This window comes from Brevibacterium sp. MGP-B1, from assembly GCF_057766545.1.
The window spans coordinates 3414785-3436149 of record NZ_CM173407.1 but is presented as its reverse complement, the minus strand read 5'-3'; the positions used below and the strand labels follow the sequence as shown (position 1 = coordinate 3436149).

The window sequence follows — 21365 nt, the reverse complement described above, 5'->3', positions numbered from 1 at the left end:
TGTTCCCATTTCGTGACGATCACGACACCGGGAGCGGGCGTGCATATACCCTCCTGCCATGGACCGACCATGGCCGCAAAGACCAGAGGAGGTGGGTGACATATGCGTAAGTACGAGCTCATGCTCATTCTTGATAACGACCTCGAAGAGCGGACGCTGGCTGACACCGTGAACAACCTGATCAAGGTTGTCCCGGCTGAGAACGGCACCGTCGCCAACGTGGATATCTGGGGACGTCGTCGCTTCGCGTACGAGATCCAGAAGAAGTCCGAAGGCTACTACGTCGTGGTTGATTTCCACGCCGAGCCTGCAACGACCAAGGAACTCGATCGTCAGCTCGGACTCAACGAGTCCGTTCTGCGTACGAAGATCCTCCGCCCGGACGCCAAGTAAGGCATCTAAGCTACCTCGCTTCTAGGAGATTCAATGGCAGGCGAAACAGTCATCACGGTCGTCGGGAACCTCACCAGCGATCCCGAACTGCGCTTCACACCGAACGGTGCGGCAGTCGCAAACTTCACCGTGGCCTCGACGCCGCGTATCTTCGACCGTCAGGCCAACGAGTTCAAGGACGGAGAGACTCTCTTCCTCCGCTGCTCGGTGTGGCGTGAAATGGGAGAGAACGTCGCCGAATCTCTGCAGCGCGGTACTCGGGTCATCGTTCAGGGTCGACTGAAGTCCCGGTCCTTCGAAACCAAGGAAGGCGAGAAGCGCACGGTCATGGAGCTGGACGTCGACGAAGTCGGCCCCAGCCTGCGACGCGCCACCGCCCAGGTCTCGAAGAACAACCCCAGCGGCGGAGGAAACTTCGGCGGTGGCGGAGGCGGCAACTTCGGTGGCGGCAACCAGGGCGGAGGCGGCCAGCAGGGCGGCTTCGGCAACCAGCAGTCCTCCGGCTGGGGCAACAATCCTCAGCAGGGCGGCCAGCAGGGTGGTCAGCGCCAGGGCTACAGCCAGGGCGGCAACAACGCACCCGCCAATGACCCGTGGGCATCATCGAACCCGCAGAGCGGCAACGGCGGCTGGGGCAACCCCGGCGCCGATGAACCCCCGTTCTGATCCACGTCTTCACGACATTTCGAGACATTCGTTAACAGGAGATACTCATGGCAAAGCCAGAGATCCGGAAGCCTATCAAGAAGAAGGCTAATCCGCTCAAGAAGGGCGAAGCGGCGAACATCCACTACAAGGACACCGCTACGCTCCGTAAGTTCATTTCCGACCGCGGCAAGATCCGTGCACGTCGCGTCACCGGTGTGACCGTGCAGGAACAGCGCGTCATCGCAAAGGCCGTCAAGAACGCCCGCGAGATGGCACTTCTGCCCTACTCGAGCTCAGCTCGCTGATCGGAGGGAAAGAATAATGCCTAACCGCAAAGTGATTCTGAACCAGGAAGTCGACGGCCTCGGTGCCGCCGGCGACGTCGTCGAGGTTCGTGCCGGATACGCACGCAACCTGCTTCTGCCTCGTGGCTGGGCTTCGGCCTGGTCCGCCGGCGCTGAGAAGCACATCGACTCTCTGCGCAAGGCCCGTCAGGCCAAGCAGATCGCCGATCACGACGAAGCCATCAAGGTCAAGGGCGAACTCGAGTCGACCACGGCTCGCATCGACATGAAGGCCGGCAAGAACGGTCGCCTCTTCGGCGCCGTCACCCCTGCCCTCGTGGCCGAGGCCCTGCAGACCGCGACCGGACGCGAGTTCGATCGCCGTCAGGTCGCCCTGACCGGTCACGTCAAGACCCCCGGCAGCTACAACGCTGTTGTGCGCGTCGGCGACGAGATCACCGCGAAGATCAAGTTCGAGGTCATCGGCAAGGCCTGATCAAGGCCTTGTCCGGGCGTCCCAGTCCGGATGATTCGAACGTGGTGAGGGTCTGAACGGCCCCACCACACCACCGCCGAGGCGGCACCTGAGTTCAGGTGCCGCCTCGGCGTTTTCCGTGGGGTTGGGATTCGACTGTTCGAGCTGTGAGGGTGCGGCCGGCGGCGGCTCGGCGCTGATACTTGCTCACGGTGGGCACTGCCTCACGGTAGGCACTGAGCTGCGGACGACGTTGAGGGCTGCGGTCTGCACTGGAGGGCAGTCGAGCATCCATCCGGGTTCGCGGCAAAACGACGTGTCGCACCTAGAACCTCGCTACAGTTGCATAACATCCCGTTGCACCTGTGCGTTGTGCGGCTGCCGGTGACAGATGCATTTGCAGTCGTAGGTTGTGCCGCTTGCGGTGACGCATGCTCGTGGGTCGCAGATGGAGGACACGACGCTTGCGGTGCGCAACGTCGCTGGCGGTGTGGGATGCTGTGATGCCGCGCGGACGTTGCGGGACGATGGGAAGGGATGGGTCAGGTGAAGAGCTTCTGCCCGATCATCGTGTCGCCGGTGCCGATTCCGGGCGGGACGGCGAACAGCGCCGAGGCCTGATGCTGCAGGTACTCGGTGAGCAGGTCCTTCTGCGCCATGGTCTTGAGGATCGGATAGAAGTTCGTCCGCGGGTCCCGCACATAGGCGATGAAGAACAGACCCGCATCGAGGCGGCCGAGCGAATCATTGCCATCGGTGAAGTTGTACCCCCGGCGCAGCATCTTCGCCCCCTTGTGGTGCTCGGGAGCGACGATGGCGATATGCGACCGCGCATCGATCGCGGCTGCACCCTCCGCGTTCTTCGCGGAGAAGTCGATGGGGGTGAACTCTTCATCGGCGGTGGGTTCTGCCACGGACTGTGGGGCGCCATAGCGTTTGTCGCGGCCGATGATGTCTTCCTGTTCAGCCAAGGACACTCGGTCCCAGATCTCCAAGTACATGTGGATCTTGCGAGCCATGAAGTAGGTGCCACCGGCCAGCCAGCCATCGGATGCCGGATCATCACCGGACTGCACCCACAGGTGCTTGTCGAGTTCGCCGTCGGCGTCTTCGCTCTTGATGTTGTTCGTCCCGTCCTTGAACCCGAACAGGTTGCGTGGGGTCTCCTGCTCTGTCGACGTCGACGAGGTGCGGCCGTAGCCGATCTGCCCCCACTTGAGCTTCGCAGTGCCGAAAGCGATGCGAGTGAGGTTGCGGATCGCATGGACGGCGACCTGCGGATCGTTCGCGCAGGCCTGGACGAGCAGATCCCCATTGCTCTCGGAGGCATGGATGGCTTCATTCGCGAACTTCGGCACACCGTCCTTGAGCACCTGCGGCATTCTGCTCTTCAGGCCGAAACGATCCTTGCCCGACTCATCGACGAACAAGGTGGCACCGAAGCCGAAGGTGATCGTCAGCCCGCTGGCAGGATAGCCCCACACCTCACCGGAATCCTTCGGCGGCAGCTCGGCGTTCGCGTCCGGAGCGCCACCGACCAGGTCACCGGCACTCATCTGTTCCGCCGCGACCGTCCATTCCTCGAGGAGGCTGATGAGCGCTTGACGGCCCGTGGTCGTGACGTCGAAGGCCACCGTGTACATATTGTCCTGAGCGGGAGTGAGGATGCCCTGCTGCTTCTCAGCCCGGAAGGGATAGCTGAGATGGACGGCGGACTGCTTCTTCTCCTGCGCCCCGCGCACGGCATAGCCGGCCGCACCGCCCCCGACACCAGCGATGCCGAGAGCCCCGGCGGCCCCACCGAGGGCGAACAGCCGACGCCTCGGAATCCCGCGGACCTTGCCTTCGATGGAACCCGCCTCGATGGGATCGTCATTGCTCATGCTCGTACTCCGACAGACTTCAGCGCAGGATCGTGCCGCTGACCTGTGACAGGGGTTCGCTCAGGGCATTGACTGCGTCTGAGAGTTCCTGCTGGGCTTTGGTGTAGTCGGTGTCCTGCGGAGCTTCGCCGGCGTCCTTCTGCACTGCCGCGACCTTCGAATAGTCCTTGTAGAGGATGTTGCCCTCATCGTCCTTGCCGGTCTGGTACTTCTTGAGCACTGTCTTCACACCGTCGAGGTTCGTTGTGATCGTCTTGGCGAGCTCGGGATCCTGGGCTTCGACGAGCTTTTCGACATTGCCGTAGGCCACCTCAGCGCCTTCGACATTCGCGTGGAAGTCATAGAGGTCGGTGTGCGAGAAGGTCTCCTCTTCGCCGCCGATCTTCGACAGTGCGACCTCTTCGAGCAGCGCGGATGCACCCGTGGCGACATCGGAGAGTTTGAGTTCGAACGTGCCGCTGGCGCCGTCGACCTTGCCGTAGACGAGGTCGTAGAGGGTCTTCGTGTCCTCGTTGAGTTTGTCTGCGACCTTCTTCCGTTCAGCCTCGGACTCGAACTTATAGCCTTCGGACTTGTCCGTGAACAGATCGGCTTCGATCCGGTGCCACCCGGTCCAGTCGGCGAGCACCTCTGGGTCGTTGGGCTTCTTCCCGGCATCGGCCGAGAGGTCTTGGACTCGGGCGTCGAGCGCACCGTCGAGGTCTCCGGCCTCTTTGATGCCGAAGGACTCGGCGGTCGGTTCGATGCGTTCGTAGTGCTGACGCGCCAACGGATAGAGGGCCTTCGCCTTCTCGGTATCACCCGAGGTGTAAGCATCGGTGAAGTCCTTCGTCGCATCGACGAGCTGACCGACCTGATCCTTGACGTAGCCGGTGTAGTTCGTGATCGCCTTGTCCTCGGCGGCTTGGGTATCGCTGTCGACGGAGACTTCTTCGCCCTTCGTCACGGCGAATTTCGCCAGTCCCACGAAATCGCCGACCATATTCGGCTTGCATGCCGTGTAGTACGTGCCTTCTTCGAGTGCTGTGGTCACCGTAGTCGTCGTGCCCGGGCCGATGTTCTCCTTCTCGGACTCGATCTGGAGTTTGTTCTCGGCGAGGATCTCGAACTCGTTCGGCTTCGTGCCGTTGTTCGTTACGGAGAAGCTCACCTTGCCCGAAGGCAGAGTGGCGGGGCTGACATCGCAGGTGTCATCGGTAATCGTCACCGTGACGGTGTCGCCGGAGGCAGCGGCATCGTCCTTCTTGTTCTGCGGATTGTCGGTGCAGGCTGCCAGCGACAGAGCGAGCAGAGTGACCGTGGGCAGGGCGATGAGAGCGGAATGGCGTTTCATGGATGTCCTCGCAGATGAGATTGGTGAATCAGGATGGTGCTTTGGTGCGGCCGGGCCGCACCAGGGGCGGTGCGGCAGATCAGGGATGGGGCGTGGTCGCCGATGATCTCGGCTCAACCGTCGCCGAGGCGGGGGCCGCCTCGGCGAGGGTGTTCCCTTCCGTCGGGGTGGGGGTCGTCCCGCCCTTCTTGCCGGGCCTCTTCCCGCGGACCTGGCGGTAGAAGATGATCGCCACGGGGAAGATATAGACGATCCAGCCGATGGTCTGGAGCACCGTGGGTTGGACGTTGACCTGGAAGATCGCTTGGCCGACGACGTAGAGCCAGTAGATCGGCGACGTCGGTTCGGGCAGCAGATGGCTGAAGTTCCACGCATGGTTCATGATGCCGGGCAGGACTCCGGCCTCCTGCAGATCGCTGATGCCGTACGCGAAGATTCCGGCGGCGACGAGGATGAGGAAGTAGCCGGTGACGGAGAAGAAGAGCTTCATATTGATCTTGCGCGAACCGCGGTAGATGAGCCAGCCGAGGACGAGTGAGAGCAGCAGACCGGTGACGACGCCGGCGGTGGTGGCGATGACGTTGTTCTCCACCGAAGAGCGGACCGTGGCCCAGATGAACAGCGCGGATTCGGCGCCTTCACGGCCGACAGCGAGCACGGCGAGCCAGACGAGACCCCAGCCGGAGGAGCGCTTGTCCAACGAGGCGGCCATCGACGATTCGAGCTCACCTTTGAGTGCGCGGGCGTGCTTGCCCATCCAGAAGATCATGCCGGTCACCAGGGCCACGGTGATGATGGAGAGTACGCCGCCGATGATCTCCTGCGCCTGGTAAGTCAGGGTCTTCGGTCCCCAAGTCAGCAGGGCGCCGATGCCGAAGGGGATGAGTGCGGCGAGTCCGACACCGAGCCAGAGTTTGGGCAGGACGTCTCGGCGATCGGTTTTGACCAGGTAGCCCACGAGGATGCCGATGACCAAGGTGGCCTCGAGACCTTCGCGCAAGGCGATGAGGAGGTTCGCGACGAACATCTGACTCACTCTCGTCAGTTCGTCGAGGCGGGTGTTCGGGCCGTCTCGAAAGGGGATGAACGAATTTAGCCTAACCTAAGGTCGGCTGATTCAGTGTACATCCGCTTTCGGGCATTCTCTGACGATGAGAAGCGATGAAATCGCAGGAAAGCAGGGTCAGTTGTCGCTGGGGTAGGTGAGCATGCCGTCGCCGTCGACCTGGGCGCCCTCGCTCAGCTTCGCCGGATCGATGTGACCTTCACCGAGGATGTGCGTGACGGGGAGATCCCGGGCGAGCAGCTGATCGGCGATGATCCTCCGGTGACACCGCCACCACACGGCCTCCGAGCACATGATCGCGCAGCGTGCCTCCGTACTCCAGCCGATGAGAGTTTCGAGGTCGATGCGGAATGCCTCTGAGAGGCAGTGGTCGGCATAGTTGTGGAAGCTGCGGTTCTGCCACCATGCGTTGACGTCGAAGGGCACCGTCCGGCTGACCGGTCGGCGACCGGTCAGCCCTTCGAGGCGCCGCAATTCGATCCCTGCTTCGGCGAGGTCGCTCTCAAGGGTGTCGGCGTTGAACCAGGGGTTCTTCGTCGAACCGGGCAGTTTCCGGACGTCGACGACCGCCTCGGTGCCGGTATCCATGAGCAGTTCGATGAACTCGTTCAGTTCACGATTCGAATGCCCGACTGTCAGCAGACGCGGCAGACCGGCGTCGGCAGAGCCGACAGACGCGGCCCGGGATTTCGCGGTAGCCCGTCCCGTCATTCGTCGTCGATGAGATGCAGAGCGCTGCCTTTGTGGGCGGCGATGTGGTCGGTCTTGTCGCTCTTGATCTCGTATTGCGGGTCCTCTGCCGAGGCGCGGCGACGGTGTCCCTTGTAGTCGAAGTCGGCAGTGTGGATCTTCGTGATACGACCGGAAACTTGGCCGGCCTCGGAGTTCCAGCCCACGCGGTCACCGACCGAGTATTCAGTTGCCATGCTGCCTCCCTGTCTGGGTCTGTGATCCTATCTGCAGTGTACGACCCCTGAATCCGCCTCCTCAGCTCTCGGAGAGGCCGGAGATGAGGGCGTCGATGAACGATTCGCAGGCGGCGATCTGTTCGAGTTCGATGAACTCGTCGGGAGCGTGAGCCTGGGCGATGTCTCCGGGACCGCAGACGACGGTCGGGATGCCTGCTTCGGAGAACAGTCCCGCCTCGGTGCCGTAGGTGACTTTGTCATCGGTGGCGATTGCGCCCCAGTTCGCGGTGAGCGAGACGATGTCCGCGTCGGCCGGGGTCTCGCAGCCGGGAGCTTCGGCTTCGATCGTGAAATCGACTCCGGCGGTCTCGTTCTCGGCGGCCATCGCTCGACCGAGACGCTGCGCCTCGGCGCGGAAGCGTTCGATGAGCGCCTCGCGGTCCACGGAACCGAGCGATCGGAACTCGAACTGGACGGTCGCCTCGGCGGGGATGGTGTTCACGGCGATGCCGCCGGTGAACGTGTTCGCCGTGACCGAGGTGAAGGGCACGACATAGGCCTCGTCGAAGGGTCCCTCGGTGCGGAATTCGGCTGCGACGGCGTGGACGAAGGCGACGAATTCGGAGGCATAGGCGATGGCATTGACGCCGTCGGGGGTGAGCGAGGAGTGGGCGGCGACGCCATGGAAGTCGACGCGGAAGACGTTCATCGACTTGTGGCCGCGGATGGCGCGCATGCTCGAGGGTTCGCCGACGATGCAGCCGCGGGGCGCCAGGCCCTCCTCGGTGATGGCCTCGACGAGGGAGATGGCGCCCACGCAGCCGATCTCTTCGTCATAGGAGAAGGCGAGATGGATGGGTTCGCTGAGTTTCGCGGACTTGAGCGCTTCGAGGCGGGAGAGGATGACGCCGATGAAGGACTTCATGTCGGCGCTGCCGCGGGCATAGAACTTTCCGTCGCGGATCTCGGGGGTGAACGGGTCGGAGGACCAGTCCTGGCCGTCGACGGGGACGACGTCGGTGTGTCCGGACAGGACGATGCCTCCGGTGGTCGTGCCGTCGGCTGCAGGAATGGTTGCGAGCAGGTTCGCCTTCGTGCCCTCCGGGTTCGGGATCCGGCGTGATTCGATGCCGGCGGCATGGAGGCGGGCCTCGACGTGGTCGATGAGCGGGAGGTTCGTGTCCCGGCTCGTCGTGTCGAAGGTGATGAGATTCGTGATCTCGGTGATGGTGGCCTCGGCGGGTGTCGCTGACACGACTGCTCCTGACTCTCGGATGCGGGTGGTCTCGTTTCGGTCAGATCGCTGCGTCTGCGGGAGGGCCGCGGTGGTCCCAGCGGGGACGTCGGACGTCTCCGCGGAGTGGCGGTCCCAGCGCGGACGTGGTCCCCGTGCAGGACAGCGGTGACCATACGCCTTCACTCTACGGGTCGGACTCATGCCGTGTGGGACCGGCCCAGTGGGTGGGAACTGCTCAGCATTGAGCGCAGCTTTTCAACCATGAGTGTCCCATATTCAGGCCCCAGCGAGGACGAGAAGGGCCTCGTTCCGCGCATCGAGCCCGTCGTCGGGGATTTCGGCGGACATCTCTTCGCGCATGACCGCTCTCTTCACTGGATCCATCGTCAGCTGAGCCGAGTAGGTGAAGACCATCGACAGCCAATCGTGCTTCGAATAGTGAAGGTCCTCGACGAAAGTGGTCTCATTCGGGGTGAAACCGGCATCCCGCAGTTGCGTGAGCGCCGGATGTTCGACGGGTTCGACCGTCAGTGCGGGTTCAGTCGTACCGCTGCCCGCCCTCGCCTGTTGGCTCGCTTCGGTGCCCCAGCTCGCTCTCGAACCGAGACTCGCGGTCCTGCCGTCGGAATGAAAGCGAGCGATGACCGCATTGAGCCGGGTCTTCAGCTCACCGATGGGTTCGATATCGTTCCAGGCCAGAGCCAGAATTCCACCGGGGCGGAGCACCGTGCGAATCGTCGGGAGCGCCACCGCCGGGTCGACCCAGTGGAAGGACTGACCGAAGCTGACGAGATCGAAGTCTCGCCCTTGTGCATCCCAGTCCTCGAACGTCGAAACGTCCACATCGAGTCCTTTGGACCGAGCAACCGCAGCCATCTCGTCATCCGGTTCGACGGCGAGGATCTCAGCGCCTGCTGACCGGAGCTGGGACGCGAGAATGCCGGTACCGGAACCGACATCGAGGATGTGCGGGGCACCCGAGGTTCGACCGCTGGTGGGCGGCAGTGAGGCATGCGTTCGGGAGTCGGTGCCAACTGCGGCCGCTTCCATGATCGCTGCGACGAGGGCGGACGGGTACTTCGGTCGGAAGGCGTCGTACTCCTGGGCGACCTCGCCGAAGGATTCAGCACGTTCACGATTCTCGAAGTATTCCATCTACGAAGCCTAACGTTTCGCGGTCGGGCAGGGCCGCCTCGGCGAGGGGATGGAAATCCATCCGTACCGGATCAGATGGAGATCGTCTCCGGTTCGGGGAAATCGGTGAAACTCTGATCCTCGTCGATCGGCGCCAGCTCGAGATAGCTGGGATAGTCGTCGTCAATGAAGAGCAGCAGCATCGCGCCTGGTGAACCGGCTGTGAGGACGACGCGCTCCGACCAGTCCCCGTCTCCGCCCTGATCATCGCGATGCTCATCGTCGAGGCGATCCTGCGGACGCATTCCCACGCTTGGACAGGTTCCACAGTCGCAATGGCTGGTGACCATCACCTCGCCGAGGCGGCCCTCCCAGATCTGACGCTGTTCGTTCGAAATGGGCTCGGGTGGATCCCAACCCTGCCGCTGCTCAGGAGTGAAGTCGGCATAGTCTGCTTCGTCGGGAGACGTCGTAGCCGAGCGGATCATGCGCAGTGCGACGCTGTGTTCCCGGGCGTTCAGCGGGCGGACCATGGTCGAATTCTAGCTCGAGTACCTGGTCGAAAGGCTCATCCCTCATGAGTCGTGGCATCTCGACCCGGTGCACCGGGGAGTTATGAGAGGGAAGGGGTGGATAGCGAGCAACGCGGCGAAGTAAGAGTAACGGTGAGGGATGCTCGTGAGCGATGGGGCGGCCCGAGCGGTGGGGCTCTCCGCGGAATTCCCAGGTGCGAACCCGCCTGCGGATGCGTGTGGAGGGGCCGGGTTTCGCTAAAGTCGTGGAGCAGGGGGTAACGATGTCGATCGAGAAGACACCATCCGTACCGCGCTTCGGCGCCGGCAGCGGAAACGGCGGGCCGGCCGAGCTCACGCCGGAGGATCAAGAGCGCGCTCGCGGTCTGAAGAAGATGCGTACGCTCGCGCTCTCGCTGCTCATCCTCGCCACACTCATCTTCCTCTCCACCCATCTCTTCACCGACAACACCGGCGTCTGGGGGTTCGTCTCCCGCGCCTCGGAGGCCGCGATGATCGGCGCGATCGCCGACTGGTTCGCCGTCACCGCGCTGTTCCGCCACCCTCTCGGGCTGCCGATTCCGCACACCGCGATCATCCCGCGCAAGAAGGACACCCTCGGTGCGAGTCTGTCGGCCTTCGTCGCCGCGAATTTCCTCCACGCCGAGGCAGTGTCGACGAAGATCCGATCCGCCGAGATCTCGCATCGTGCCGGGAAATGGCTGGCCAAGCCCGCTAACCGAGATATCGTCGTCGACCGTGCTGCAGGAGGCCTCGAATATGTGCTCGCCCGTATCGATGACGACTCGATCAAGGCGCTGACCAGGAACGTCATCATTCCTCGGCTCGTGGCCACCCGGAAGACACCGGTGCTTGCGCAGCTGCTGCGTCAGATCGTCCTCGACGGTGCTCACCACAGACTCGTCGACCTCATCGTCGCGGAGGCCTACAGCTGGCTGGGTGACAATCCGCAGGTCATCGATGAGATCGTCCACAACCGGGCACCGTCCTGGGTCCCCGATTTCGTCAACGAACAGCTGGCCAACCGACTGCAGCGCGAAGTGCTCGGCTGGGTCGCCGATGTCCGCGACAATGAATACCACAAGGCCCGACAGGCGCTGGATGCGTGGCTCGTCGACCTCTCCGACGACCTCGAATCGGACTCGTCCCTGTCCCAGCGGGCCGAAGAGATCTTCAACGACCTGCTCAGCCAGGAGGGAGTCGTCGACTCCGTCCTCGAGATCTGGGGTTCGCTCAAACAGCTGCTGCGCGAGGCCATCATCGACGAAGGCGGCGAAGTCCGCGCCCGCATCTGGCAGCTCATCGGCGAATTCGCCGAACGGCTGCAGGCGGACTCGGACTTCTCCCGCCGCATCGATGACCGGATCGCCACCACCGCCGGCGATCTGGCCGAGAGCTTCGGCCCCGAGATCGCCAGCGTCATCTCCGACACCATCGAGCGCTGGGACGCGAAGGAAGCTGCCGAACGCATCGAGCTCTACGTCGGCCGCGACCTCCAGTACATCCGCATCAACGGCACTGTCATCGGCGCGCTGGTCGGTCTCGTGATCCACACCGTCATCGTGCTCCTGCCGGGATGAGCCTCACACTGAGCCGATGAGGTCGGCCGGTTTTCGTTCCCGCCGAGTGAGAGTCGAGACTGCGAGATCAGGCGGACTCAGTCTCCACGGGTTGTGAACACAGTGCCGGGATCAGTGTGGCGATCTGCTTCCTGATCCATTCGACCGCTCCCGCACGACCGGCGATGTGGTCGCGGAGCGCACTTTCGAAGATGCCGTCGAACATCGTGTAGGCCGCACGCGACTCGACCAGCGGTCGATTCCCAGCAAGGTCGGCATACTGGCTGACCACGCGCCAGATCATATCCTCGAGTCCACGGTCGATGTCGTAGACGTCCTCGCGAAGCACTTCCTGGAACATGCTCTGAGAGCGCAGGTCGTACCACAGGCGATGCATCGACGACTCCTCCGTCAGCGTCTGCACGAGCTTGTCCGCGAAGCCGGTGAGCAGATTCTCGGCGGTAGTCGACTCCTCGACGACCGAGTCGTAGCGGTGCATGCACTGGGTCTTGTAGTGCTTGACGCAGAAGACGATGAGTTCTGTCTTGTCACGGAAGTAGTAGTGGACGACCCCGTGACTGAACTCCGAATTGGCCGCGATCTCACGCAGGCTCGTTCGGGCATAGCCGAGCTCGCCGAGCGTCTGCAACGCGGATTCCGCGAGCTTGATCCGACGCTCGTCGTAGCTGCCCGTGCCCCGTCTGCTGCGGGCGGGCTTCTGCTGAGACTCGGTACTGGCCACATTTCGATGCTAGCTTCTCCGTCTGATCTGGGCAATCGGTCTGGACAATTGGTCTTGACAGGTGTCAAGAATGAATGTGACGCTGAACACCCAGCATGGAAACGACGGCAAAGGAGCCGCAATGTCTATCTATGATCTGACCGGACGTCGAGCATTGGTGACAGGTGGGGCGCAGGGACTCGGAGAGTCCTACGCCCGTGCACTGTCCGCCTCGGGGGCTAAGGTCGCGATTGCTGACCTGCAGGAACGCGGCGCAGAGGTGGCTGCCGAGCTCGGTGCCGGTCATCATTTCGCCAAGCTCGACGTCACCGACGACGCATCCTGGCAGACGGCGATCGAATCGACCGTCGGCGCACTGGGCGGTCTGGACATCATCGTCAACAACGCCGGAGTCGAGATCACCAGTCTGATCACCGATATCGACCCGACCGATGCGAGGACGATGCTCGATGTCAATGTTCTCGGTACGGTGCTCGGTCTCAAGCACGGATTGCGTGCGATGCGCCCTGGAGGCCCCGCCGAAGGCGGTGGAACGATCATCAACGTCGCTTCGGTGGCCGCCACGATCGCTTTTCCTGGCATCTCTGTGTACTCGGCAACGAAGTCGGCGATCGACCGGCTCACGCGGGTCGCAGCGATGGAGAGCGGAAAGCTCGGCTACGGGGTTCGGGTGAACTGCATCTTCCCCGGTCTTGTTCCCAACCAGATGGGTGCGGGGCTGGCCAACGATGTCTCCGAACTCGGTCTTTTCGAGAGCCCCGAGGCGGCCGTCGCGGCAGTCATCGACCTCACCCCGTCGGGGCGCCTCGCCGAGGAGAAAGACATCACCGATGCCCTGCTCTTCCTCGCCTCGGACCAGTCTCGATTCGTCAACGGCGCCGCACTCCAGGTCGACGGCGGCATGGGCATGTGAAGTCTGCCGAGGTGAGACCCGGTGACCGTCCCGCCACCCCAAATACCCGAACACTCGAAACAACGAAGAACTGCGAAGAAGGAGACAGAGATGTCAGCATCGAACAAACCCGTCATCGTCTACGGCGCCAGCGGCTTCACGGGCCGGATCGTCTGCGAATACCTCCGACAATATGGTGTTCCATTCATTGCCGCCGGACGCAATGAGCAGCGGCTGAAGGACTCGATGGCCACCAACGTCCCCGGAATCGAGACCGCCGACTTCGAGGTCAGGGCCGTTGAGAACGAAGTGGCAGCGCTCACCGAGCTCTTCTCCGGAGCCGAGGTCGTCATCAACACCGTCGGCCCCTTCAGCAAGTACGGGCCCACAGTCGTCCAGGCGGCTCTCGACGCCAAAGTCCACTACTCCGATACCTCGGGTGAGCAGGACTGGCTGATCACCTGCCAAGAGCAGTTCGGTGAGCAGTTCGCCGCAAAGGACAGGCTGCTCTCGCCCGGTCTGGCCCAGATGTACACGATCGGCGAGATCGCGGCGAACCTCTGCCTCGACAAGCCCGGCCTCGATACCTTGGATATCGCGGTGTTCTGGGGCGGCAGTCCGACGATTGCATCGACGCAGACGATCCTCGTCAACGCAGCGACCTCGAAGGCGTACTACCTCGAGCGCAATGCCTATACCGAATTCGACCCGAATGAAGGGCTCGTCCCGCTCGTCGTTCCCGGCCAGCACGAACTCGCGCAGTCGCTTCCCTGGGGCGGCACGAGCCACCCAGTGTGGTTCAAGAACGATCCGCGGGTTGCCAATGTCAAGGCACAGGGCGGGGTCTTCAACACGCCGCTCATGCGGGGTGTCCCGGTCATCGTGGCCAATGCCCTCGAGCAGACGAAGGACATGTCCGATGACGAACGTGACGCGGTCCTCACCGAGATGGCTGCGCAGGTGATGAGCGAGATGCCGCCGCGGGAGAATCCACTGGTGAACAAGTCACTCGACTCGGTCCACGCGAGCGGACCGCTCGGCAGAGCGCACTGCGTCATCCATGGCAACAGCAACTATCAGCAGACCGGGCTGCTCCAGGCCTATTTCGCGTATCACCTGCTTCAGCAGCCACCTCGGCGAGTGGGCTTCGCCTCGGGATGCCAGGCATTCGGGCACAAGGAGCTCCTCGGAGTGCTGAGGGAGTTCGGCCTCGTCGCCGAACCGGTGCTCACGGTGCAGAACTGAGTCAGGGGATCGAGAATCATGAGACTCGCGGACTTCCTCGACAAGGGAGCGACCATCGACCCCGACGCTCCGTGTCTGACCACGGACGGTCAGACTCGCAGCTATGCGCAGGTACAGGAGCTGTCGTTCGAGATCGCCGCCGGGCTCGCTGCGAGACACGTGGCGCCCGGTGACAAGGTGGCCATCATCTCGAGTAACGATCCCACGGCCTTCACCTGCGTATTCGGCATCAGCCGCCTCGGCGCGGTGTGGTGTCCGATCAACCCGCGCAACGAAGCTGCAGAGAATCGCGAGCTGTTGGAGCTTTCTGACTGTCGGGTCGTCATCTTCGCCGGTGCGTATGCGCAGCTCGTCGAGAAGATCAGAGCCGACCTGCCACTCGTCCACACCTGGGTGTGCCTCGATGGGGCAGCGGACGGGGCGCTGACATGGGAAGCCTTCCTCGGCAGTGGTGGAGACACTGCGGCCGAGGCAGAGCCTGTCGACGATCTCGCGATGGTCGTCGGCACCGGAGGCACGACGGGGCGGCCGAAGGGCGTCATGCTGTCCAATCGCAGTCTTGAGACGATGACGGCACTGACCCTGATGTCCTATCCGTTTACCGCGCGACCGGTGTATCTGGCGATGGCTCCGCTCACCCACGCCGCGGGAGTGCTGTGCTTCCCGATTCTGGCGCTTGGTGGGGAGATCGTCATCATGCGTACTGCCGACGTCGGGCAGTTCCTCGCGAACGTCGTGTCGCACCGGGTGACTCATTCGTTCCTGCCGCCGACGATCGTGTACATGATCCTTGCCGAGGAAGGACTCGATTCCACGGACCTCAGTTCGCTGGAATGCCTGTGGTACGGAGCCGCTCCGATGTCTCACGTGCGGCTGGAGGAAGCACTCGAGCGAATAGGCCCCGTCATGGCGCAGCTGTTCGGGCAGACGGAGGCTCCGATGATGGTCTCCACCCTGGCGCCACAGGACCACTTCCTCCCTGATGGGTCGGTGGCCACGGGCCGTCTGCGTTCTGCGGGCAGGCCCACGCCGCTGTGCACGGTGGCGATCATGGATGTCGACGGCGCACTCCTGCCCCGCGGTGAGCGCGGCGAGATCGTCGTCCGCGGCTCACTCGTCATGGACGGCTACTATAAGAATCCCGCAGCCACCAAGGAGGCCTCTCGCTTCGGATGGCACCACACCGGTGACATCGGCTACCTCGATGACGATGACTTCCTCTACGTCGTGGACCGGGCCAAGGACATGATCATCACCGGCGGGTTCAACGTCTACTCCACCGAAGTGGAGCAGGCACTGCTCTCGCACTCGGAGGTGCAGGACTGTGCCGTCATTGGTCTTCCCGATGACCACTGGGGTGAGAAGGTCGCCGCCGTCGTCCAGTTGCGCCGAGGCGGTGAGGTGACGATGGAGGAGCTGCGTGCCCACGTCAAAGCCCGGATCGGCAGTGTGAAGACCCCGAAGCACATCGAGGCCTGGTCGGATCTGCCGAGGTCCAAGGTAGGGAAGGTACTCAAGGTCGATATCCGCGACGAGCTGCTTCAGGAGGGTCAGCCGGTCACCCGTCCTGGTGGACGAGCTGAATGAGGGTGCCGACGGTGTCGTCGAGCACCGCCGTGGTGATCGGTCCCATCGTCGTGGGTACCTGAGTGGAGGTGACGCCGAGGCGGGCTCAGCCGCTCATACTCGGCTTGGACGTCATCGACGGTGAACTGATTCATCGGGATCCCAACGGCCACGAGCGCCTCGGTGAAGGGAACCACCGCAGGACGCGAATTGCGTTCGGGGACGATCCCTAGGCCATCGGGATCTTCCGGGGAGACCACAGTGTCGATGAGGTGGTGTCAGAAGACCATCGAGCCCGGTGCCCGAACTCGGTTTTCCGTCAACGGAGGTTGGGAAATCCCGCACCGGCTGACGGGCTGACCGCATAGTGCCAAGGTCCGTTGGGCGAAAACATGGAGACATGACTTCTTCACAGCATCCTGCCGCAGCGCAGCAGCCCGCCCACCAGCACCCCGCCATCATCACCGCCGGCAACGTCACGAAGCACTTCAACCAGACGTATGCTCTCGCCGGAGTCGACCTCACGATCGGCCTCGGCGAATCCCTGGCGATCATGGGACCCTCCGGTTCCGGCAAGACGACTCTTCTGCACTGCCTGGCCGGCATCATCAGTCCCGACAGCGGCCGCATCCGACTCTCGCCGACCGACCGCAGCGCCGCCGCCGAGATCACCTCCCTCAAGGAATCCGGCCGCACCGCTCTGCGCCGCGAGGTCTTCGGCTTCGTCTTCCAACAGGGACTGCTCCTGCCCGAACTCACCGCCATCGACAATGTCGCGCTCGCCGCCATGCTCGCAGGCATGAACCGCTCGGACGCCACCCAGCACGCCAGGGCCTGGCTCGACCGTCTCGGCCTGAGCGAGCACGGACACAAGCGGATCGGACAGCTCTCCGGCGGCCAGGCTCAGCGCGTGGCCATCGCCCGCGCCCAGGTCACCCAGCCTGTCGTCACCTTCGCCGACGAACCGACCGGCGCCCTCGACTCGCGCACCTCGAATGAGGTCCTCACCGAGCTGCTGGGCTCCACTGTCGGCCGCGGCTCCACTCTCGTCGTCGTCACCCACGATGAGAACGTCGCCGCCCGCTGCTCCCGTGTCGTCAGACTCGCCGACGGTCGCATCGTCGCCGACTCGGCAATGCAGGAAGCCGCACAGTGATGAAGATCCTTCCCATCCTCCTGTCCAAACAGTCCCTGACCTCGACGACGGCGCGGCTCGTCGGGATCGCCTTCTTCTCCTGCTCGACGATCTTCCTCACCGTGGCCGCCGGCGCCTGGGCATTCATCGACCGCCCCGACGTCTCCGGATACGCCGAGGTGGCCGAGCTGTACCAGCTCCTCGCCGTCCTCGCCACGGTCTTCCTCATCGTGCCCGCGACCAGCCTCGGGGTCGCCTCGGCGAAATTGAGCGCCCGCCGTCAGGACGAACGACTCTCGACCCTGTCCCTGCTCGGGGCGCAACGCGGCACGATCCGCCTCATCGCCGTCGCCGAACCCTTCATCCCCGCCTCGCTGGGCATCCTCGCCGGAATCGGCGGCTACCTGCTGGTCGCCTGGCCGCTCAGCTTCATCACCTTCGTCGGCGAACCCTTGGGCTACCAGGCACTGCTCATGCCGGTCTGGCTGCTCGCCGCGGTCGTCGCCGGCCTCCTTGCCGTCTGTCTGATCGCCTCGCTCATCGGCCTGCGCAAGATCCAGGTCTCCCCGCTGGGGGTGCGCACCCGGTCGCTGCCCCGGAGATTCCCCCTGGCCCGCATCATCACGGCCATCGTGCTCATCCTCATCGTGGCCATCGCGACCTATATCTCCACCCAGATGGAGCTGCCGATGGCGGTGACGATCATGTACAGCATCGCCACGATCGGCATCACACTCCTGCTCATCAGCGTCCTCGGCGTCCTGTGCATCCGCATCCACGCCGGCATCGCCGGCAGAATGGCCCGCGGTCCCGCCTCGGTTATGGCGGCGGGAATGATCGCCGATGCTCCCGGACAGTACTGGCGCCGGGTCGCCGGGCTGGCGATGATCACCTTCATCGCCGTCGTCGGCGGGGCGGGAACGGCGATGATGCGCAGCGGTCAGGAGGACTTCTCCGCCGAGGACCGCGCGGTCATGGGTCCGTACGTCCACCTCGGCGACGATATCTTCACCGGACTCATCCTCACCCTGGTCATCGCCTTCGTCCTCGTCATCGTCTCGGCCACGATCAACCAGGCCGCCGACATCCTCGACCGGGCGACGACCTACCGCGAGCTCCACGCCGCCGGAATGACCCAGCAGATGATGCACCGGGTGACCGTCAACGCCGTGATGTCGCCGATCCTGCTGGTCACCGTCGTCTCCCTGTTCCTCGGCGGAATCCTCGCCTGGCTCATGGCTTCGGTGAGTGACCTCGGCGATCCGTTCACCATCGGAACCGTCGCCGCCGTCCTCGTGGCCGGGGTTGTGATGGTGTGGCTGGGGCTGCAGGTCACCCGGCCGCTCGTCCGCCGGGTCACCGAGATCGATCCCCACAACCGCACCCTCGCCGAGGCGGCACCCGAGAACCGGGCCACCGCCGAGGCGACCATGGCCTGAGAGGAGACCCGATGTCCACGTCCTTCGCAGCAGTTCCCCTCGTCCTCGGACGGAGATCGCTGACCTCGGCGAGCTCCGTGCTCGTGGCCGCCGCGTTCTTCGCGTGTGCCACGCTGTTCCTCACCGTGGCGGGCGGGACCTGGATGTTCTTCCAGATCCCACCGAGCCCCGATCCCGCGGACCAGGGGCTCGACATCATGTACAAGACCCTCGCGGCCCTGGCCACGGCGCTGCTGATCATCCCCGCCTCCACCCTGGCATCGGCCTCGGCGACCCTGTCGGCACGTCGCCAGGACGAACGGCTGTCGACGATGTCGCTGCTCGGGGCCCGACGCTCCCAGATCACTGCGCTCGCCGTGGCCGAACCGCTGATCCCGGCCCTGGCCGGCATCGTCCTCGGGGTGTTCGGGTATCTCGGATTGGCGCTGCCGGTCAGCTTCATCCATTTCATGGGCGAACCCATCGGGTACGCGAACATGCTCATGCCCGCTTGGCTCATCCTCGTCGTGGTCGTCTTCCTGGCCCTGGTCTGCGCGGGCTCGGCCCTGCTGGGTCTGCGCAAGGTCGCGGTCTCTCCGTTGGGGGTGCGGACGAAGAGCTTGGAGCGGAAGTTCCCCGTGGTCAAGGTCATCGTCTCGGTGCTCGTGATCTGCCTGCTGCCGGTCGTCTTCGCGCTCACCCAGAGCGGCGGCCTCGGCGTGGGGATCGTGCTCGGCGCGATGGTCGGATTCTTCGCTCTCGGGCTGGTCGTCGTCGACCTCCTCGGCGGGCTCCTCGTCCGCTGGTTCGCCCACCTGTCCGGACGGCGGGCCGCCACCCCGGAGCGCCTCATCGCGGCCCGCCTGGTCTCCGACGAACCCAAACGGTTCTGGCGACGCGTGTCCGGACTCGCGATGGCTTCGTTCACCGCGGCCGTCTGCGGGTCGGGGGTGGCGCTGATGCAGCTCGGCCTCGACGCCGCCGAGGACGACCCGGCAACGATGGGCACCTCCGATATCAACCTCTTCCACGACCTGTTCACCGGGGTGCTGCTCGTCATGGGCATCGCGATCGTGCTCATCGCCGTGTCCGCGGTGATCAACCAGGTCGCCGACATCTACGACCGAGTCGACACCTTCTCCGACCTCTATGCCGCGGGCGCCGATACCCGGCTGCTGCACCGAGCGCTGGTGCGGGCCGTCATGGCCCCAGCGATCTGGGTGTCCCTGCTGGCCGGAGGGCTCGGGCTGCTGCTCGTCCTGCCCCTGGCCGGAGCGGCGCTCGTGTTCAAGCCGGTCACCTTCCTCACGATCCTGCTCACAGTGGTCGTCGGCATCGGCATCATCCGCGTCGGGCTGCAGCTGACGAAGCCGATTCTGCACTCCGCGGCCACAGCCGGGAGGACGCGGGACTGAAGCTTCTGCGTCAGTGCCGCGTCCTAGGATGGTCGGCACCGGTTCGGCGGGAGTGATCGGGCCGGTGGGACCCTCCGCGGGTCTCCGGGTACAGTTGGAGCGCACCATCTGCGGGTGCGTGTCGACGCGGCTGTGTAGGAAGAGGAACTGAAGTGAGCAACGACCAGGGCTATGACGGTCTGAGGACCCCTCCGCAGGACGTCGAAGCCGAGCAGAGCGTGCTCGGTGCGATGCTTCTGTCGAAGGACGCCATCGCCGACTGCGTCGAGACGATGAAGGGCGACGACTTCTACAAGCCCGCTCACGAAACCATCTACGAGGCGGTCCTCGACCTCTACTCCCGGGGTGAGCCCGCGGACTCGGTGACGGTGGCCAACTACCTGACGAAGACCGGCGACCTCGCCCGCGTCGGCGGTGCCGCCTACCTGCACACCCTCATCTCGTCGGTCCCGACCGCCGCCAACGCCGGCTACTATGCCGCGATCGTCAGCGAACAGGCCGTGCTGCGCCGCCTCGTCGAGGCCGGCACCCGCATCGTGCAGATGGGCTACGACGCCGAAGGCGATACCGATGACGTCGTGAACTCCGCTCAGGCGGAGATCTACAAGGTCACCGAACGCCATACGACAGAGGATTATGTCATCCTCTCCGACATCCTCGGCGAGGTGGCCCAGGAGATCGAACGCAACGGCAACACCGATGGGCAGACCGCAGGTGTGCCCACCGGATTCACCGAGTTCGACAACCTCACCAACGGTCTGCACCCGGGCACGATGATCGTCATCGCCGCGCGCCCTGGTGTCGGCAAGTCGACTCTGGCGCTCGACATCATCCGGTCGGCTGCAATTCACAATGATGCGGCAGCTGTGTTCTTCTCGCTCGAGATGGGCAAGAACGAACTCGTCATGCGTCTGCTCTCGGCGGAGTCCGAGATTCCGCTGCAGAACCTGCGCCGCGGCGAACTCAGCCCCCACGACTGGACGACGCTGGCCGCGACCGAAGCCCGGATCAACAATGCGCCGCTGTTCGTCGACGATTCGCCGAACATGGCGCTGACCGAGATCCGCGCGAAGTGCCGCCGGCTCAAGCAGCAGCACAATCTGCAGATGGTCTGCGTCGACTACCTGCAGCTGATGTCCTCGGGCAAGCGCGTCGAGTCTCGTCAGCAGGAGGTCTCGGAGTTCTCCCGTTCGCTCAAGCTGTTGGCCAAGGAGCTCGAAGTTCCGGTCATCGCACTGTCTCAGCTCAACCGCGGCAGCGAGCAGCGCACGGACAAGCGGCCGATGATCTCGGATCTGCGTGAGTCCGGTTCGATCGAGCAGGACGCGGATATGGTCCTCCTCATCCACCGTGAGGACATGTACGACAAGGAACACGAACGCGCCGGTGAAGCCGACATCATCGTCGCCAAGCACCGTGCCGGTCCGACGATGGACATCCCCGTGGCGTTCCAGGGCGCGAAGTCCCGCTTCGTCAACATGCCGCAGTGACGAGCGGGG

Annotated in this window: 21 protein-coding genes; 12 read left to right on the top strand and 9 right to left on the bottom strand. The window is 64.0% G+C overall.

Annotated elements, in window-relative coordinates; all coding sequences use genetic code 11:
• Nucleotides 1-102 precede the first annotated feature (102 nt).
• The 4 genes from rpsF to rplI are packed head-to-tail and all read left to right on the top strand — an operon-like array spanning nt 103 to nt 1821.
• A complete protein-coding gene (gene rpsF, locus AC3CD9_RS15590) occupies nt 103-393 on the top strand; it encodes a 30S ribosomal protein S6 (protein WP_488364850.1) in 291 nt (96 codons plus the stop codon).
• Between the two features lie 33 nt (nt 394-426).
• Complete coding sequence (locus tag AC3CD9_RS15585) at nt 427-1059, top strand: single-stranded DNA-binding protein (protein WP_488364848.1); 633 nt, start codon at nt 427-429, stop codon at nt 1057-1059.
• Between the two features lie 47 nt (nt 1060-1106).
• The gene (gene rpsR / locus AC3CD9_RS15580) at nt 1107-1346 is read left to right on the top strand and encodes a 30S ribosomal protein S18 (RefSeq protein ID WP_025779604.1); all 240 of its coding nucleotides are present in this window, start codon (nt 1107-1109) and stop codon (nt 1344-1346) included.
• A gap of 16 nt (nt 1347-1362) precedes the next feature.
• Nucleotides 1363-1821, top strand: coding sequence for a 50S ribosomal protein L9 (rplI, locus tag AC3CD9_RS15575; RefSeq protein ID WP_488364847.1), 459 nt, complete (start codon nt 1363-1365; stop codon nt 1819-1821).
• A 521-nt stretch (nt 1822-2342) separates the two neighbouring features.
• Here the strand turns inward: rplI and AC3CD9_RS15570 are convergent.
• From AC3CD9_RS15570 to AC3CD9_RS15535, 8 genes are all read right to left on the bottom strand, one after another.
• Complete coding sequence (locus AC3CD9_RS15570; RefSeq protein WP_488364846.1) at nt 2343-3683, bottom strand: Dyp-type peroxidase; 1341 nt, start codon at nt 3681-3683, stop codon at nt 2343-2345.
• A gap of 19 nt (nt 3684-3702) precedes the next feature.
• Entirely contained in the window at nt 3703-5016 is a 1314-nt protein-coding gene (gene efeO / locus AC3CD9_RS15565) for an iron uptake system protein EfeO (RefSeq protein WP_488364844.1), read from the bottom strand.
• Nucleotides 5017-5095: 79 nt separating this feature from the next.
• The gene (gene efeU, locus AC3CD9_RS15560; RefSeq protein ID WP_488364843.1) at nt 5096-6043 is read right to left on the bottom strand and encodes an iron uptake transporter permease EfeU; all 948 of its coding nucleotides are present in this window, start codon (nt 6041-6043) and stop codon (nt 5096-5098) included.
• A gap of 156 nt (nt 6044-6199) precedes the next feature.
• Entirely contained in the window at nt 6200-6793 is a 594-nt protein-coding gene (locus tag AC3CD9_RS15555) for a DUF488 domain-containing protein (protein WP_488364842.1), read from the bottom strand.
• Nucleotides 6790-7008 carry a hypervirulence associated TUDOR domain-containing protein gene (locus AC3CD9_RS15550; RefSeq protein ID WP_488364840.1) on the bottom strand — a complete coding sequence of 73 codons (219 nt, stop codon included), beginning with the start codon at nt 7006-7008 and terminating at the stop codon, nt 6790-6792. Before AC3CD9_RS15550 ends, AC3CD9_RS15555 begins: the two co-directional genes overlap by 4 nt.
• 61 nt (nt 7009-7069) lie before the next feature.
• Nucleotides 7070-8245, bottom strand: coding sequence for an acetylornithine deacetylase (gene argE / locus AC3CD9_RS15545; protein WP_488364839.1), 1176 nt, complete (start codon nt 8243-8245; stop codon nt 7070-7072).
• A 258-nt stretch (nt 8246-8503) separates the two neighbouring features.
• Nucleotides 8504-9382 carry a class I SAM-dependent methyltransferase gene (locus AC3CD9_RS15540; protein WP_488364837.1) on the bottom strand — a complete coding sequence of 293 codons (879 nt, stop codon included), beginning with the start codon at nt 9380-9382 and terminating at the stop codon, nt 8504-8506.
• A 71-nt stretch (nt 9383-9453) separates the two neighbouring features.
• The gene (locus AC3CD9_RS15535; protein ID WP_488364836.1) at nt 9454-9894 is read right to left on the bottom strand and encodes a hypothetical protein; all 441 of its coding nucleotides are present in this window, start codon (nt 9892-9894) and stop codon (nt 9454-9456) included.
• Between the two features lie 263 nt (nt 9895-10157).
• Here AC3CD9_RS15535 and AC3CD9_RS15530 point away from each other — a divergent pair, with 263 nt between their 5' ends.
• Entirely contained in the window at nt 10158-11474 is a 1317-nt protein-coding gene (locus tag AC3CD9_RS15530) for a DUF445 domain-containing protein (RefSeq protein ID WP_486002733.1), read from the top strand.
• Between the two features lie 67 nt (nt 11475-11541).
• Here AC3CD9_RS15530 and AC3CD9_RS15525 read toward each other — a convergent pair whose 3' ends face one another.
• On the bottom strand, nt 11542-12195 hold the full coding sequence (locus AC3CD9_RS15525) for a TetR/AcrR family transcriptional regulator (protein WP_181272193.1): 654 nt from the start codon (nt 12193-12195) through the stop codon (nt 11542-11544).
• A gap of 121 nt (nt 12196-12316) precedes the next feature.
• Here AC3CD9_RS15525 and AC3CD9_RS15520 point away from each other — a divergent pair, with 121 nt between their 5' ends.
• The 7 genes from AC3CD9_RS15520 (at nt 12317) to dnaB (ending at nt 21356) form a co-directional block, all read left to right on the top strand.
• The gene (locus tag AC3CD9_RS15520) at nt 12317-13108 is read left to right on the top strand and encodes an SDR family NAD(P)-dependent oxidoreductase (RefSeq protein ID WP_488364834.1); all 792 of its coding nucleotides are present in this window, start codon (nt 12317-12319) and stop codon (nt 13106-13108) included.
• 90 nt (nt 13109-13198) lie between these two features.
• Nucleotides 13199-14332, top strand: coding sequence for a DUF5938 domain-containing protein (locus AC3CD9_RS15515; protein ID WP_488364833.1), 1134 nt, complete (start codon nt 13199-13201; stop codon nt 14330-14332).
• An 18-nt stretch (nt 14333-14350) separates the two neighbouring features.
• Nucleotides 14351-15919 carry an AMP-binding protein gene (locus AC3CD9_RS15510; RefSeq protein WP_488364831.1) on the top strand — a complete coding sequence of 523 codons (1569 nt, stop codon included), beginning with the start codon at nt 14351-14353 and terminating at the stop codon, nt 15917-15919.
• Nucleotides 15920-16298: 379 nt separating this feature from the next.
• Nucleotides 16299-17054: an ABC transporter ATP-binding protein gene (locus AC3CD9_RS15505; protein ID WP_139467588.1), complete on the top strand. Its 756-nt coding sequence runs from the start codon at nt 16299-16301 to the stop codon at nt 17052-17054.
• Nucleotides 17054-18472: an FtsX-like permease family protein gene (locus AC3CD9_RS15500; protein WP_488364830.1), complete on the top strand. Its 1419-nt coding sequence runs from the start codon at nt 17054-17056 to the stop codon at nt 18470-18472. The genes AC3CD9_RS15505 and AC3CD9_RS15500 overlap by 1 nt, the downstream gene beginning before the upstream one ends.
• An 11-nt stretch (nt 18473-18483) precedes the next feature.
• Nucleotides 18484-19866 carry an FtsX-like permease family protein gene (locus AC3CD9_RS15495; protein ID WP_488364829.1) on the top strand — a complete coding sequence of 461 codons (1383 nt, stop codon included), beginning with the start codon at nt 18484-18486 and terminating at the stop codon, nt 19864-19866.
• A gap of 152 nt (nt 19867-20018) precedes the next feature.
• On the top strand, nt 20019-21356 hold the full coding sequence (gene dnaB, locus AC3CD9_RS15490) for a replicative DNA helicase (protein WP_488364827.1): 1338 nt from the start codon (nt 20019-20021) through the stop codon (nt 21354-21356).
• Nucleotides 21357-21365 lie beyond the last annotated feature (9 nt).

Coding starts and splice junctions, on each gene's coding strand:
- AC3CD9_RS15510 (WP_488364831.1), top strand. CDS start 14,351: ATGAGACTCGCGGACTTCCTCGACAAGGGAGCGACCATCGACCCCGAC.
- AC3CD9_RS15555 (WP_488364842.1), bottom strand. CDS start 6,793: ATGACGGGACGGGCTACCGCGAAATCCCGGGCCGCGTCTGTCGGCTCT.
- efeO (WP_488364844.1), bottom strand. CDS start 5,016: ATGAAACGCCATTCCGCTCTCATCGCCCTGCCCACGGTCACTCTGCTC.
- AC3CD9_RS15585 (WP_488364848.1), top strand. CDS start 427: ATGGCAGGCGAAACAGTCATCACGGTCGTCGGGAACCTCACCAGCGAT.
- rpsR (WP_025779604.1), top strand. CDS start 1,107: ATGGCAAAGCCAGAGATCCGGAAGCCTATCAAGAAGAAGGCTAATCCG.
- AC3CD9_RS15505 (WP_139467588.1), top strand. CDS start 16,299: ATGACTTCTTCACAGCATCCTGCCGCAGCGCAGCAGCCCGCCCACCAG.
- AC3CD9_RS15520 (WP_488364834.1), top strand. CDS start 12,317: ATGTCTATCTATGATCTGACCGGACGTCGAGCATTGGTGACAGGTGGG.
- AC3CD9_RS15535 (WP_488364836.1), bottom strand. CDS start 9,894: ATGGTCCGCCCGCTGAACGCCCGGGAACACAGCGTCGCACTGCGCATG.
- rpsF (WP_488364850.1), top strand. CDS start 103: ATGCGTAAGTACGAGCTCATGCTCATTCTTGATAACGACCTCGAAGAG.
- AC3CD9_RS15500 (WP_488364830.1), top strand. CDS start 17,054: ATGAAGATCCTTCCCATCCTCCTGTCCAAACAGTCCCTGACCTCGACG.
- AC3CD9_RS15495 (WP_488364829.1), top strand. CDS start 18,484: ATGTCCACGTCCTTCGCAGCAGTTCCCCTCGTCCTCGGACGGAGATCG.
- efeU (WP_488364843.1), bottom strand. CDS start 6,043: ATGTTCGTCGCGAACCTCCTCATCGCCTTGCGCGAAGGTCTCGAGGCC.
- AC3CD9_RS15515 (WP_488364833.1), top strand. CDS start 13,199: ATGTCAGCATCGAACAAACCCGTCATCGTCTACGGCGCCAGCGGCTTC.
- AC3CD9_RS15550 (WP_488364840.1), bottom strand. CDS start 7,008: ATGGCAACTGAATACTCGGTCGGTGACCGCGTGGGCTGGAACTCCGAG.
- AC3CD9_RS15540 (WP_488364837.1), bottom strand. CDS start 9,382: ATGGAATACTTCGAGAATCGTGAACGTGCTGAATCCTTCGGCGAGGTC.
- rplI (WP_488364847.1), top strand. CDS start 1,363: ATGCCTAACCGCAAAGTGATTCTGAACCAGGAAGTCGACGGCCTCGGT.
- AC3CD9_RS15530 (WP_486002733.1), top strand. CDS start 10,158: ATGTCGATCGAGAAGACACCATCCGTACCGCGCTTCGGCGCCGGCAGC.
- AC3CD9_RS15570 (WP_488364846.1), bottom strand. CDS start 3,683: ATGAGCAATGACGATCCCATCGAGGCGGGTTCCATCGAAGGCAAGGTC.